Origin of the sequence: Bradyrhizobium sp. CCGUVB14, assembly GCF_024199935.1 — a bacterium.
In the GTDB taxonomy this organism is placed as follows: Bacteria; Pseudomonadota; Alphaproteobacteria; order Rhizobiales; family Xanthobacteraceae; genus Bradyrhizobium.
On sequence record NZ_JANADS010000001.1, the window covers coordinates 6775947 to 6788868 of the forward strand.

At 64.3% G+C, this 12922-nt stretch carries 13 protein-coding genes; 7 read left to right on the forward strand and 6 right to left on the reverse strand.

Annotated features, from left to right (window positions below; genetic code table 11):
* Window positions 1-115: 115 nt before the first annotated feature.
* Together NLM32_RS31855 and NLM32_RS31860 are read left to right on the forward strand one after the other, a co-directional pair.
* The gene (locus tag NLM32_RS31855; RefSeq protein WP_254132687.1) at window positions 116-1918 is read left to right on the forward strand and encodes an ABC transporter ATP-binding protein; all 1803 of its coding nucleotides are present in this window, start codon (window positions 116-118) and stop codon (window positions 1916-1918) included.
* A gap of 36 nt (window positions 1919-1954) precedes the next feature.
* Window positions 1955-2656 carry a fumarylacetoacetate hydrolase family protein gene (locus NLM32_RS31860; protein WP_254132688.1) on the forward strand — a complete coding sequence of 234 codons (702 nt, stop codon included), beginning with the start codon at window positions 1955-1957 and terminating at the stop codon, window positions 2654-2656.
* A 75-nt stretch (window positions 2657-2731) separates the two neighbouring features.
* Here NLM32_RS31860 and NLM32_RS31865 read toward each other — a convergent pair whose 3' ends face one another.
* On the reverse strand, window positions 2732-3190 hold the full coding sequence (locus NLM32_RS31865) for a nuclear transport factor 2 family protein (RefSeq protein ID WP_254132689.1): 459 nt from the start codon (window positions 3188-3190) through the stop codon (window positions 2732-2734).
* Between the two features lie 134 nt (window positions 3191-3324).
* On the opposite strand from NLM32_RS31865, the gene NLM32_RS31870 reads away from it, so the two are divergent.
* Both NLM32_RS31870 and NLM32_RS31875 read left to right on the forward strand, forming a co-directional pair.
* Entirely contained in the window at window positions 3325-4137 is an 813-nt protein-coding gene (locus tag NLM32_RS31870; protein ID WP_254132690.1) for a uridine kinase, read from the forward strand.
* Window positions 4138-4150: 13 nt separating this feature from the next.
* Window positions 4151-4978 (forward strand): molybdenum storage protein subunit alpha, encoded by an 828-nt coding sequence (locus NLM32_RS31875; protein ID WP_254132691.1) that lies wholly within the window; start codon window positions 4151-4153, stop codon window positions 4976-4978.
* A gap of 82 nt (window positions 4979-5060) precedes the next feature.
* On the opposite strand, the gene NLM32_RS31880 is transcribed toward NLM32_RS31875, so the two are convergent.
* From NLM32_RS31880 to NLM32_RS31890, 3 genes are all read right to left on the reverse strand, one after another.
* On the reverse strand, window positions 5061-5990 hold the full coding sequence (locus NLM32_RS31880; RefSeq protein WP_254132692.1) for an aspartyl/asparaginyl beta-hydroxylase domain-containing protein: 930 nt from the start codon (window positions 5988-5990) through the stop codon (window positions 5061-5063).
* 144 nt (window positions 5991-6134) lie between these two features.
* Window positions 6135-6290 (reverse strand): hypothetical protein, encoded by a 156-nt coding sequence (locus NLM32_RS31885; protein ID WP_014493894.1) that lies wholly within the window; start codon window positions 6288-6290, stop codon window positions 6135-6137.
* A gap of 147 nt (window positions 6291-6437) precedes the next feature.
* The gene (locus tag NLM32_RS31890) at window positions 6438-7361 is read right to left on the reverse strand and encodes a LysR family transcriptional regulator (RefSeq protein ID WP_254132693.1); all 924 of its coding nucleotides are present in this window, start codon (window positions 7359-7361) and stop codon (window positions 6438-6440) included.
* Window positions 7362-7565: 204 nt separating this feature from the next.
* Here NLM32_RS31890 and NLM32_RS31895 point away from each other — a divergent pair, with 204 nt between their 5' ends.
* From NLM32_RS31895 to NLM32_RS31905, 3 genes are read left to right on the forward strand one after another with little or no spacing between them, the layout of a single operon-like run.
* Window positions 7566-8276, forward strand: a complete 711-nt coding sequence (locus NLM32_RS31895) for an SDR family NAD(P)-dependent oxidoreductase (protein WP_254132694.1) — start codon at window positions 7566-7568, stop codon at window positions 8274-8276.
* A 15-nt stretch (window positions 8277-8291) separates the two neighbouring features.
* Window positions 8292-8528 carry a 4-oxalocrotonate tautomerase family protein gene (locus NLM32_RS31900; protein ID WP_254132695.1) on the forward strand — a complete coding sequence of 79 codons (237 nt, stop codon included), beginning with the start codon at window positions 8292-8294 and terminating at the stop codon, window positions 8526-8528.
* 32 nt (window positions 8529-8560) lie between these two features.
* Window positions 8561-9790 carry an MFS transporter gene (locus NLM32_RS31905; protein WP_254132696.1) on the forward strand — a complete coding sequence of 410 codons (1230 nt, stop codon included), beginning with the start codon at window positions 8561-8563 and terminating at the stop codon, window positions 9788-9790.
* A gap of 14 nt (window positions 9791-9804) precedes the next feature.
* On the opposite strand, the gene NLM32_RS31910 is transcribed toward NLM32_RS31905, so the two are convergent.
* Together NLM32_RS31910 and ahcY are read right to left on the reverse strand one after the other, a co-directional pair.
* Window positions 9805-11265 carry an NAD(P)/FAD-dependent oxidoreductase gene (locus NLM32_RS31910; protein WP_254132697.1) on the reverse strand — a complete coding sequence of 487 codons (1461 nt, stop codon included), beginning with the start codon at window positions 11263-11265 and terminating at the stop codon, window positions 9805-9807.
* Window positions 11266-11425: 160 nt separating this feature from the next.
* On the reverse strand, window positions 11426-12847 hold the full coding sequence (ahcY, locus tag NLM32_RS31915) for an adenosylhomocysteinase (protein WP_254132698.1): 1422 nt from the start codon (window positions 12845-12847) through the stop codon (window positions 11426-11428).
* Window positions 12848-12922 lie beyond the last annotated feature (75 nt).

A 12922-nucleotide genomic window follows, 5' to 3' on the forward strand; every position in this document is an offset into this window, starting at 1 on the left:
CATCCGGGCGCAAGCCCTTAATTGGGCTTGAAAACCGTAGCTTTAGCGGGCACAGAGGCCATTCGATCCCTGACGCGCGGGCAGGCTTTTCGCCTTGGCCGTCAATGGACTACGGATGGCCCAGTTTCCAAAGAAAATCACCGACGATCCCTATGAGGCAATGGTCCTCATTCGCCGCCTCGTGGCGGAACAGGGGATCATCTACTGGCGGCGCTACCTCGTTGCCTTTGCACTGATGGCGGCGGCCGCCGGCTCGACCGCAGGCGCGACCTACGTGCTCGGCCAGGTCATCAACCAGGCCTATGTCGACAAGAACATCCCGGGCATCGCGATGTTCTCGGGCATCACGGTGATCCTGCTGTTCATCAAAGGCGTGGCGACCTACGGCCACATGGTGATCCTGACCAAGATCAGCAACGCCATCCTCGCCACCAACCAGCGCCAGCTGTTCGCCAAGCTGATGCGCGAGAGCGTCGGCTTCTTCTCGGAGCGGCATTCATCCGAATTTCTGGCGCGGCTGACGGCCGGCGCCAAATCGATCACCGACGTGCTCAACATGCTGGTCAACGCCATCGGGCGCGACCTGCTGATGCTGCTCGCCATGATCGGTGTGATGGTGTGGCAGGATCCGCTGATGTCGCTGATCGGCCTCGTCGCTGTGCCGCCGGCGATGCTGGTGCTGCGCAAGCTGGTCAAGCGCATCAAGGGCCTCGCCTACAACCAGTTCACCGGCACCGCCGACATCCTGGAGACGATGCAGGAATCGCTGCAGGGCATCCGCACCGTGAAGGCGTTCACGCTCGAAGACACCATGCAGAGCCGCATCGACGAGAACATCACGATCGTCGAGCGCAACGCCAACAAGATGGCCCGCGTCGCCAACCGCTCCAACCCGCTGATGGAAATGCTCGGCGGCTTCGCGGTCGCCGGCTGCCTGCTCTATGGCGGCTACAGCGTGGTCGCGCTCAACGCCACGCCCGGCGCGTTCTTCTCGTTCATGACCGCCTTCCTGATGGCGACCGAGCCCGCCAAGCGGCTGGCGCGGCTCAACATCGACCTCAACAGCCAGCTCGTCGGCGCGCGCATGCTGCTCGAAGTCGTCGACAGCCCGGCCAGCGAGCATTCCGACGACGACAAGCCGGCGCTGAAGCTCTCCGAAGCAAAGATCGAGATGCGCGACGTCAGCTTCTGCTACCGCGCCAACGAGACCGTGCTCAACCGCATGAGCTTCATCGCCGAACCCGGCAAGGTCACCGCGCTGGTCGGCCCCTCCGGTGGCGGCAAATCGACCGTGCTGGCGCTGCTGCTCCGCTTCTACGAGGTGACGCAAGGCGACATCGTGATCGACGGCCAGTCGATCGGCGCGGTGTCGCGCAAATCGCTGCGGGCACAGACCGCCTATGTCGGTCAGGACGTCTATCTGTTCCGCGACACCATCCGCAACAACATCGCCTTCGGCAAGCCGGGCGCGAGCGAGAACGAGATCATCGAGGCGGCGAAGGCGGCCTGCGCGCACGATTTCATCATGGGTTTCCCGCTCGGCTACGACACGCCGGTCGGCGAGCACGGCACGCAGCTGTCCGGCGGGCAGCGCCAGCGCATCGCGGTTGCCCGCGCGCTGATCAAGAACGCGCCGATCATCCTGCTGGACGAAGCCACCGCCGCGCTCGATTCCGAGTCCGAACGGCAGGTTCAGGAGGCGATCGAGCATCTCTGCCAGAACCGCACCACCATCGTGATCGCGCATCGTCTGCACACCATCATGCACGCCGACGCGATCCTGGTGGTCGAGGGTGGCGAGATCGTCGAGCAGGGCCGGCATGAAGAGTTGCTGCGCCGTGGCGGCCGCTACGCCTCGTTCTTCCGCCTGCAGCATTACGACACCGGCGCGCTGGCGCCGATCAGCGCAACCGCATAGAGTTCCCTATCAACCCAAGAGCAGCGAGACCGCTTCATGAACGCCGCCTCCTATGTCATCCCGCTTCCGCCCCAGGCTTCGCTCCCCGTCGTCGGCGAGGCCGGCCGTTATCCGGTGCGCCGCATCTGGTGCGTCGGCCGCAATTATCTCGAGCACATCCGCGAGATGGGCAATGACGAGCGCGCGCCGCCGTTCTTCTTCGCCAAGCACGCCGACATGCTGGTGCCCGATGGCGCCACCATTCCCTATCCGCCTCTGACCAAGGATCTGCATCACGAGGTCGAGCTGATCGTCGCGCTGAAGAGCGGCGGCCTCAACATCCCCGCCGAGAAGGCGCTCGACCACGTCTACGGCTACGCCGTCGGCATCGACCTCACCCGCCGCGACCTCCAGATCGCCTCGCGCAAGAAGGAGCGTCCGTGGGAGATCGGCAAGTCGTTCGACGGCTCGGCGCCCGCCTCCGCGGTGCAACCGGCCTCGAAGATCGGGCATCCCACCAAGGGCAAGATCTGGCTCACGGTCAACGGCAAGGAAGCCCAGACGGGCGACCTCGAGCAGATGATCTGGAACGTGCCCGAGACGATCTGGCAGCTGTCCCAGCAGGTGAAGCTCGCTGCCGGCGACATCATCATGACGGGCACGCCGGCCGGCGTGTCGCAGCTCCAGCCCGGCGACAAGCTCGAATGCGGCGTCGACGGCGTCGGCACGCTGAAGGTCAGCATCGGCCAGCCGGAATAAGCTGCCCGGCATCTGGAAATCGAAAGGCCCCGGACAGGTCCGGGGCCTTTTGCATGTCGAGCATGTGATCGCGATCTACCAGGCCTTCACTGGCCGATCGGCGTGGCTCGTCTGCGGCACGCCGCGATTGAGCGACATGTGCGAATGCACGCACAGCCAGCGATCGCCATCTCTCGAAAAGATCATGGTCGCACGGCCGGGGCGCGGAAACGCGCTGCCGTCGGGATGATAGCCCGTGCTCGTCCACGGTGCGATCACGGTCGCCGTCGTGCCGTCTGGTGAGGCCAGAACCGAGATCTGCTCGAGCACGAAGCGGAAGTCGGTCGTCTTCGGCCAGACATTATTCCATTGCGTCGTGACCCACTGGTCGAGGCCGGGGATGACGTCGTTATGCGTCCCGAACGCCAGCACATCCGGATGGAACAGCGGTCGCGCCGAGGCATAGTCGACCTCGCGGACAAACCCTGAGAAGGTCTCCAGCCACGCGCGGAAGAATTGCACGGTCTCGGTGTTCGCAAGTGGCAATTGGGCCATTGCCTGCTCCATGTTTGGCCGGTAAATCGCGACGAACCTTGTTGCCATGGACCGGCCAGTGCAGCAAGATTCGCGTGTCGGGACCGGAGGGTCCCACCGCAGAGACCGCATCAGAAAACGAGAGGATGTCTCGGATGTCGAACACGATCACGGAGCTTGAGGGGCTGCTGATGCAGCGCCCGCTCACCGACCCACAGCTTGTCGCCGCGGCGGAGAAAGCTTCGGACTTCCGCATCCTGCCGGATGCAACGGTCATCAAGATCGGCGGGCAGAGCATGATCGATCGCGGTCGCGCCGCGGTCTATCCGATCGTCGAGGAGATCGTTGCGGCCCGTAAAGCCCACAAGCTCCTGATCGGCACCGGCGCCGGCACCCGCGCGCGGCATCTCTATTCGATCGCCGCCGGGCTTCGCCTGCCGGCCGGCGTGCTGTCGCAGCTCGGCGCCTCCGTGGCCGACCAGAACGCGGCGATGCTCGGACAGCTCTTGGCCAAGCACGGCATCTCCGCCGTCAGCAGCGCCGGGCTCTCGTCCGTGCCGCTGTTTCTCGCCGAGGTCAACGCCGTCATCTTCGCAGGCATGCCGCCCTATAGCCTCTGGATGCGGCCCGCGGCGGAAGGCGTGATCCCGCCCTACCGCACCGATGCCGGATGCTTCCTCGTCGCCGAGCAATTCGGCTGCAAGGCGATGATCTACGTGAAGGACGAGAACGGCCTCTACACCGCGAACCCGAAAACGTCGAAGAACGCGACCTTCATTCCAAAAATCTCGGTGGCCGAAATGAAGGCCAAGGGTCTACAGGATTCCATCCTGGAATTCCCGGTGCTCGATCTCCTCACCGCAGCGCGCCACGTCCGCCAGGTGCAGGTCGTGAACGGCCTCGTTCCCGGCAATCTCACCCGCGCGCTCGCGGGCGAGCATGTCGGCACCATCATCACCGCGAGCTGAAGAGAGCACCGTCATGGCTGACACCAACCAGATCAAGCACGTCGCCTCGCCGCTCGCGCGCCAGACCCTTCTGGACAGCGATCTCACCCGCCCCGTCGCCGGCAATCGCCCGATCAAGCTGCTGCCCTGGCTGCAGGTCATCAAGATCGGCGGTCGCATCATGGATCGTGGCGCTGAGGCCATCCTGCCGCTCGTCGACGAGCTGCGCGCCCTGCTGCCCGAGCATCGCCTGCTGATCCTGACCGGCGCCGGCATCCGTGCCCGCCATCTCTACAGCGTCGGTCTCGACCTCGGCTTGCCGGCCGGCTCGCTCGCGCCGCTCGCCGCCAGCGAGGCGGGTCAGAACGGCCACATCCTGGCGAGCCTGCTCGCGCCCGAGGGCGTCTCCTATGTCGAGCACGGCACCATCGCGAGCCAGCTCGCGATTCATCTTCAAGCGGCGCGCGCGGTCGTCGGCAGCGCGTTCCCGCCCTACCACCATCACGAGTTCCCGACCGCGCGCATCCCGCTGCATCGCGCTGATACCGGCGCCTTCCTGCTCGCCGACGCGCTCGGGGCCGCGGGTTTGACGATCGTCGAGGACGTCGATGGCGTCTACACCACCGATCCCAATGGCGCAGACGGCAAGAAGGCCGAGCTCTTGAAAGAAACGAGCTTCGCCGAACTTGCGAAGCTCAAGGGCACGCTGCCGTTCGATCCCGCGCTGCTCGAGGTGATGGCGAATGCACGCCACATCGCGCGCGTGCAGGTGGTGAACGGCCTCGTGCCGGGCCGGATCGGCGCGGCCCTGCGCGGACAGCATGTAGGGTCGATCATTCAGACGGGTGCGAAGCCGGTGTGACCGCGGCTGCGGCATCTCCACAAACAAAAAAGCCCCGGAGATTGCTCCGGGGCTTTTTGATTCAGGCAATGCGATGCGCCGATCAGGTCAATGCCGAATACACGATGAGGCCAAGAACCAGAGCGGTCAGCGAATATTTCAGCGTGTAGTAGACGTTGCGGTTCCACTCCTTGACCTTGCGGCTGCCGAGATGGATCTCGTAGAGCTTGCCGAACACCTTGTTGAGCACGCCGACGCTCTCGCCTTCGACGTTCTGGGTCGCCGACGCCTTGACGATGTGATGGCTGACCCAGCGGTTGATCGCGGTCATGAAGCCGAACTTCATCGGACGCTCGACATCGCAGAACAGGATGATGCGATTGACGTCAGTCTGGTTCTCGGCGCTGTGGATGAAGGTCTCGTCGAACATGAAGGCCTCGCCGTCGCGCCAGACGCATTCGACGCCGTCAACGAGGATGCGGCACTTGTTCGAGTTCGGCGTGACGAGGCCGAGGTGATAGCGCAGCGATCCGGCAAAGGGATCGCGATGAGCGCCGAGCTTGCCGCCCGGAGGCAGCATCGCGAACATGGCGCCGTGCACGCTCGGGATCGACTTGAGCAGCTCCACCGTCTTCGGGCACAGCGTGTTCGCCGAGGGCAGGAAGTCGTCGTACCATTTCAGGTAAAAGCGTTTCCAGCCGCTCTTGAAGAATGAGTAGAAACCCCAGTCGTTGTTCTTCGCTGCCGCGCGGATAAAGCCTTCGTCGAACAGGCGGACGGCCTCGTCGCGGATGGTCTCCCAGTTCTCGCTGAGCGGCTTCAACTCGGGAAACTGCTCGACCGAGATGACAGGCTTGTTCGGCACGGCCGAGCCCGCATACATCAGCACGTTATAAGGTGCGAGATAGGTCGAGTGATCGCCGAGCTGGCGCGCGAAGCGCAACCGCTGCTTGCCCCGAAAGTGAACGTAAATCGTCGATGCCGCCAGCACATACAAAATGACAAGCTGCGGCGCAAAAAGCTGTTTCAGCATTTCCCCAAATCCCGAGTAACCCAGCCGGGGACGTGATCTACCGCGGCCGGCCCCCACCGGCAAGATATTCACCGGGGGGTTGCGGTCACGCTGGGGAGAGCTCGGGGACGGAACCCGGGCTAAAATGAACCGAAATCGGCCGAATCACGCCCGGGACAGCGCCTGGAGGCCCTTGAAGGTCAGGCGCTTGGGGTCGGTGACGCCGGCGAGGTAGAGCCGGCGGATAAACGCGATGACGGCGTCGCGGTCGCAATCGGTCAGCGCGACGACGGCGTCGACCGCGATCTTCTGGGCTTCCATTGGGCTCACCTCGGCCTTGCGAGTAACCCCGGCCGAGACAGGCTAGGACTCATCCGTTAATCCGGCGTTAACCGTTCGGAACCATCGCCGATTCAGCCCGGCGGCCGTATACGCAAAACAACGCATTGGCAGAAGCGGCGCGACACCTCAGCGAGCGCCAATGCTCTTCCTGAACTGTGCAAAGTGCTTCTTCAGACGGGGCACGGCAAAATCGGCGAAGGCACGCACCTTCGGCACCGAGAGCCGGCCCTGCGGCGAGATCAGGTTCGCCGGCATCTCCGGATCCTCGTCGCTCGCAAGCAGGACCTCGAGTTCGCCGCGCGCGACCTGCTCGGCAACTTGATAGGAATACATCCGCGCGATGCCGCGCCCGGCCACCGCGGAGGCGACCGCCGCATAGGTGCTGTTGACCATCAGGCGCGGCGTGAACTGAACCGTCCGCGGCACCGTTGAATTCCTCGACGGCGCGAAGGTCCATGAATTCGGCAGATGCGCCATCGCCACGATCTGGTGTTTGGCGAGGTCGCCTGGCTCCGCGATGCGCGGATGCTGTTTCAGATAGCGCGGCGCGGCCACCACGACCCGCCGGACCTCACCGAGAGGCAACGCCACCATCGCTGAATCCGCAAGCGGACCGATGCGAAGCGCGATATCGAACCCCTCCTCGATCAGGTTGACCGCACGATCGAACAGCAGCAGCTTTGCCGAAACGGTCGGATAAGCGTCCAGAAACGCATCCAGGATCGGGCGCAACACCATCTCGCCTGACACCACTGGCGCCGTGATCGTCAGCAGGCCACGTGGCGCCGCGCGCGGGCCGGCCGCAATGGCGTCGGCCTCTTCGAGTTCGGTCAGCACGCGCCGGCAGATGGCGACATAGCGCTCGCCCTCCTCGCTCAGCTTGATCGACCGCGTGGTCCGGTGCAGCAGCTCGGCGCCGACCTGCCCCTCCAGGAAGGCGATGGCGCGGCTCACCGCCGCCGGCGAGCGACCGAGCTTGCGGCCTGCGGCGGCCAGGCTGCCCTCGTCCACCGCGAGGACGAACACCTTCATCGCATCCAGACGATCCATGCCTTCCCGCCGCCCCGTGAAATTCCAATGACAAATTAAGCCCTTGTCCCAATCGCGACAACTGCCGCCGGACGCCGGTCCGGCATTCATACGCGCCGCGAAAGAGTGTCTGCCGGCCAGCGTGTATTCGCGAGCAGGCCACCGCGGCGTACCTCAACGCCCAGGCCAGCCGGTGCTGGCACGGATCAACAACAGGAGCCCGTCATGGGTATCGAGCAAAAGGTTGCCATCATTACCGGTGCATCGCAGGGCATCGGCGCTGCCCTCGTCCAGGGTTTTCGCGATCGCAATTATCGCGTCGTTGCGACGGCGCGCTCCGTCAAGCCGTCCGGCGATGACGATGTCCTTGCCATTCCCGGCGACATCGCCGACCGGAAGACCGCGGAACGCGTGGTTGCGCAGGCCGTCGCCCGCTTCGGCCGCGTCGACACGCTGGTCAACAATGCCGGCATCTTCGTCGCAAAGCCGTTCACGCAGTACACGGCCGAGGACTATGCGGCGGTGATGGGCACCAACGTCGCCGGCTTCTTCAACATCACGCAGCTCGCCATCGCGGAGATGGAGAAGCAGGGTTCTGGTCATGTCGTCCAGATCACGACCACCCTGGTCGATCAAGCCAACTCGAACGTACCCTCGGTGCTGGCCTCGCTGAGCAAGGGTGGGCTGAACGCCGCGACCAGGTCGCTTGCGATCGAATACGCCAAGCGCGGCATTCGCGTGAACGCGGTTGCGCCCGGCATCATCAAGTCGCCGATGCACCCGGTCGCGACGCACGCCCAACTCGGCGCGATGCACCCGGTCGGTCACATGGGCGAGATGTCCGACATCGTCGATGCCGTGCTTTACCTGGAGCAAGCGAGTTTCGTGACCGGCGAGATCCTGCATGTCGACGGCGGCCAGATCGCCGGCCACTGACCGCGGAGCAGCACCATGCCCATCGTCACCATTCAAGTGACCCGAGAAGGGACGACGTCGGGAACGGCGTCGCTCACGGCGGAGGAGAAAGCCGCGTTGATCAAGGGCTCGAGCGAGCTGTTGCGCGACGTTCTCGGCAAGCCGCTCGATTCCACCTTCGTCGTGATCGAGGAAGTCGACACCGACAATTGGGGCTGGGGCGGCCTGCCCGTGCCGGAATTCCGGCGGCGTCGCGCGAGCCAGACAGGATGATCCGCGCGCGCCATCGTGCGCAGGAGGATGCCATGACCAACGCAAACACGAAGCAACACATCGAGACCCGGCTGCACCCGCAGCCGGGATCAGAATCACAACGAACCTGGCGCTATGCGGTGGCAGGACTGTCCGCATCGCTGGTCGGGCTTGGCCTCGCCCGCTTCTCCTACACGCCGCTGATCCCGGCGCTGATTGCCGCGAAGTGGTTCAGCGCGTCCGACGTCGTCTATCTCGGCGCGGCGAACCTCGCCGGCTATCTCGCGGGCGCGCTCGCCGCGCGATCTGTCGCGGCGCGCGTTGGCGCAGTTCGCGCGCTGCGGGCGATGATGGTGCTGGCGACCCTCTCGTTCTTTGCGAGCTCCGCGCCTGTGTCCTTCACCTGGTTCTTCGCCTGGCGATTCCTCTCCGGGCTCACCGGCGGAATCATCATGGTGCTGGCGGCGTCCGTCATTCTGCCGCACACCTCGCCCGCCCGGCGCGGCATCGTCGGCGGCGTGATCTTTGCGGGCGTCGGTCTCGGTGTCGCGGCATCGGGCACGCTGGTGCCCCTGCTGCTGCAACAAGGCCTGCAGCAGAGCTGGGTTGGCCTTGGCGTCCTCTCGGCCGTGCTGACGCTCGCGAGCTGGTGGAATTGGCCTGCGGACACTACGACTGGCGCTTCGCCCGCGCATCAAGCAAAGCACCATCGCACGCCGACTGCGGCCCGTGCGCTGCTGATCCAGTACGGGCTCAACGCGGTGGCGCTGGTGCCGCACATGGTTTTCATCGTGGATTTCGTGGCGCGCGGTCTCGGCCAGGGCATTGCGGCCGGATCGCGCTATTGGGTGCTCTACGGCCTCGGCGCCATCGTCGGCCCGCTCGTCACCGGTCATCTCGGTGATCGATCCGGCTTCGGCCCGGCGTTGCGCGCGGCCTTTTTGATCGAGGCGGCCGCCGTGTTGCTCCCGACCGTCAGCACCGCGCCGGCGTCACTGATCGTGTCGAGCATCGTGGTCGGCGGTTTCACGCCGGGCATCGTGCCACTGGTGCTCGGACGCATCCATGAGCTTGTCCCGCACTCGAGCGAGCAGCAGCGCGCGACATGGAGCCACGCCACCACCAGCTTTGCGCTATTCCAGGCTGCCGCGGCTTACGGCTTCTCCTGGATCTATGCGAACACCGGCGGCGACTATCTGGTTCTGTTCGCGCTCGGCGGCGGTGCCGCGGTGCTGGCGCTCGCGATCGACCTTGGCCTCGCGCTCACCACGCGCAAGGCATAAAAGCGGCGGCGTGATCAGGAATATCGCATCACGCCGTCGTCGATGCGGCCGAAGCGCAACGAGACGATGTCCAGCGCATAGTTCTGGTACAACCGCCATGGCTGCTTCGAGCCTTGTTTCGGCATCTTGGCGACCGAACGCCGCACATAGCCCGAGGTGAAGTCGAGCGAAGGCTGCGCGGTGATCTCGGGGTCGTCATTGTGCGGCATGGCCTGGCGGAAATTATGCCGGTCCATGTAGTTGATGAGACGGCAGACATATTCGCAGGTGAGATCGCATTTCAGCGTCCAGGACGCGTTGGTGTAGCCGAAGGCCGACGCCATGTTCGGCACGTCGGCATACATCATGCCCTTGTAGGTCAGCGTGTTGGCGAAATCGACGGCACGACCATCGACGCTGACATCCAGGCCGCCGACGACCTGGAGCACCAGCCCCGTCGCCGTCACGATGATGTCGGCCGCAAGCTCGCTGCCGTCCTTCAGCCTGATGCCGTCGTGGGTAAAGCTGTCGATCTCGTTGGTGACCACGGCGGCGCGCTTTTCGCGGATCGCCTTGAACAGATCGCCGTCGGGCACGAGGCAGAGCCGCTGGTCCCAGGGGTTGTAGCGCGGCGTGAAATGGGTTGCGATGTCGTAGTCGGGGCCGAGCGCCATCCGTACGCCACCGAGGATCAGGTTCTTCACCTTGTCCGGCCGCCGCCGGCTGAGCTGGAAGAAGAACATTCCCCACATCACATTGCGCCAGCGGATCAAATGATAGGCCAGCCGCGCCGGCAGATTGCGGCGCAACTTGTTGGCGACGGGATCTTGGGCGGGACGCGACACCACATAGGTCGGCGAGCGCTGCAGCATAGTGACCTGCGCCGCTTTCTTGGCGAGCTCCGGCACCAGTGTTACCGCGGTCGCGCCCGAGCCGATCACGACGACGCGCTTGCCCGCATAGTCGATGTCCTCGGTCCATTTCTGCGGATGCACGATGCGGCCGGCAAAATCGGCGACGCCCTTGAACTCCGGCGTATAGCCCGCCTCGTATTTGTAATAGCCGGAGCACATGAACAGGAAATTGCAGGTGAAGCGCACCAGCTCGGTCGCCCCCTCGCCCGTGATACGTTCGGCCTCGACGGTCCAGCGCGCCTCCGGCGTCGACCAGGCCGCGCGCTTGACGCGATGGCGGAAGCGGATGTGCTTCTCGATACCGTTTTCGGTCGCGGTCTCGCGCACGTAATTCAGGATCTGCGGCCCGTCGGCGATCGCCTTCGGATCGGTCCACGGCTTGAAGGAATAACCGAGCGTGAACATGTCGCTGTCGGAGCGGATGCCGGGATAGCGAAACAGGTCCCAGGTACCGCCAATGCAGTCGCGCCCCTCGAGAATGACGTAGCTCTTACCCGGGCACTTGGTCTGCAGATGATAGCCCGCGCCAATGCCGGACAGGCCGGCACCGACGATCAGCACGTCGAAATGTTCTTGTTGCATGGTTTCCTCCGCAGGGGAGGATTGTCCGCCCGCCAATCGTGGCCGTCAATTGGCAATCAGCTGTGCAGCAACTGGAAAGCGAGTTGAATTCCATGCGCCGAAACAACAAAGCCCCGGATCGCTCCGGGGCTTTGCGTCGTTGATCTCTGTAATCAGCGAATCAGTAGCGGTAGTGGTCGCTCTTGTACGGACCTTCCTGCTTCACGCCGATATAGTCGGCCTGGTCCTTGCGGAGCTCGGTGAGCTTGACGCCGATCTTGGCGAGGTGGAGGCGCGCGACCTTCTCGTCGAGCGACTTCGGCAGCACGTAGACTTCCTTCTTGTACTTGCCATCCTTGTTGTTGGCGTACAGCTCGATCTGCGCCAGCGTCTGGTTGGTGAAGGACGCCGACATCACGAAGGACGGGTGGCCCATTGCGTTGCCGAGGTTCACGAGGCGACCCTCCGACAGCATGATGATGCGGTGCTTGTCGGGGAATTCGATCTCGTCGACCTGTGGCTTGATGTTGGTCCACTTCAGGTTACGCAGACCCGCAATCTGGATCTCGTTGTCGAAGTGGCCGATGTTGCAGACGATGGCGCGATCCTTCATCGCACGCATGTGCTCGATGGTGATGATGTCCTTGTTGCCGGTCGCGGTGACGAAGATGTCGGCGCGGGGCGCGGCGTCTTCCATGGTCACGACCTCATAGCCTTCCATCGCCGCCTGCAGCGCGCAGATCGGATCGACTTCGGACACCATCACGCGGCAGCCGGCCTGGCGCAGCGAGGCGGCCGAACCCTTGCCGACGTCGCCGAAGCCCGCGACCATCGCGACCTTGCCCGACATCATGACGTCGGTGCCGCGGCGGATGCCGTCGACCAGCGATTCACGGCAGCCATAGAGGTTGTCGAACTTCGACTTGGTGACGCTGTCGTTGACGTTGATCGCCGGCCACAGCAGCGTGCCCGCCTTCTGCATGTCGTAGAGACGATGCACGCCCGTGGTGGTCTCTTCCGAAACGCCCTTGATGCTCTCGGCGATCGCGGCGAAGTAGCCCTTCGGCTTTTCCTTGAGCTGCTTCTTCAGAAGCGCGAAGAAGACTTCCTCTTCTTCCGAACCGGGCTTGTCGAGGAACGCCGTGTCGCCCTTCTCGGCACGCAGACCGAGATGGACGTACATGGTGGCGTCGCCGCCGTCATCGAGGATCATGTTCGGGTGACCGCCGCCGTGCCAGTCGAACAGTTTTGCGGTGTAATCCCAGTAATCCTTCAGCGTCTCGCCCTTGACCGCGAACACCGGAATGCCGGCGGCCGCGATCGCCGCCGCAGCGTGATCCTGCGTCGAATAGATGTTGCAGGAGACCCAGCGAATGTCGGCGCCGAGCGCTGCCAGCGTCTCGATCAGCACGCCGGTCTGGATGGTCATGTGCAGGGAGCCGGCGATACGCGCGCCCTTCAGCGGCTGCTTCGGGCCGTACTCTTCGCGGGTGGCCATCAGGCCGGGCATCTCGGTCTCGGCGAGCGAGAGTTCCTTGCGGCCGAAATCGGCGAGCGAGATGTCCTTGACGATGTAATCGGTGAAGCCGGGCTTCGCGTTCATTGCGAGTGTCCTGTTGTTGAACGGGCATTCCGGGACGCCTCCAAGAGGAGCCCCGGAATCGCGACGTGAGGATTA

Excerpts from the sequence above, each read along its gene's own strand:
- NLM32_RS31855 (WP_254132687.1), top strand. The coding sequence starts at position 116 with ATGGCCCAGTTTCCAAAGAAAATCACCGACGATCCCTATGAGGCAATG.
- NLM32_RS31860 (WP_254132688.1), top strand. The coding sequence starts at position 1,955 with ATGAACGCCGCCTCCTATGTCATCCCGCTTCCGCCCCAGGCTTCGCTC.
- NLM32_RS31865 (WP_254132689.1), bottom strand. The coding sequence starts at position 3,190 with ATGGCCCAATTGCCACTTGCGAACACCGAGACCGTGCAATTCTTCCGC.
- NLM32_RS31870 (WP_254132690.1), top strand. The coding sequence starts at position 3,325 with ATGTCGAACACGATCACGGAGCTTGAGGGGCTGCTGATGCAGCGCCCG.
- NLM32_RS31875 (WP_254132691.1), top strand. The coding sequence starts at position 4,151 with ATGGCTGACACCAACCAGATCAAGCACGTCGCCTCGCCGCTCGCGCGC.
- NLM32_RS31880 (WP_254132692.1), bottom strand. The coding sequence starts at position 5,990 with ATGCTGAAACAGCTTTTTGCGCCGCAGCTTGTCATTTTGTATGTGCTG.
- NLM32_RS31885 (WP_014493894.1), bottom strand. The coding sequence starts at position 6,290 with ATGGAAGCCCAGAAGATCGCGGTCGACGCCGTCGTCGCGCTGACCGAT.
- NLM32_RS31890 (WP_254132693.1), bottom strand. The coding sequence starts at position 7,361 with ATGGATCGTCTGGATGCGATGAAGGTGTTCGTCCTCGCGGTGGACGAG.
- NLM32_RS31895 (WP_254132694.1), top strand. The coding sequence starts at position 7,566 with ATGGGTATCGAGCAAAAGGTTGCCATCATTACCGGTGCATCGCAGGGC.
- NLM32_RS31900 (WP_254132695.1), top strand. The coding sequence starts at position 8,292 with ATGCCCATCGTCACCATTCAAGTGACCCGAGAAGGGACGACGTCGGGA.
- NLM32_RS31905 (WP_254132696.1), top strand. The coding sequence starts at position 8,561 with ATGACCAACGCAAACACGAAGCAACACATCGAGACCCGGCTGCACCCG.
- NLM32_RS31910 (WP_254132697.1), bottom strand. The coding sequence starts at position 11,265 with ATGCAACAAGAACATTTCGACGTGCTGATCGTCGGTGCCGGCCTGTCC.
- ahcY (WP_254132698.1), bottom strand. The coding sequence starts at position 12,847 with ATGAACGCGAAGCCCGGCTTCACCGATTACATCGTCAAGGACATCTCG.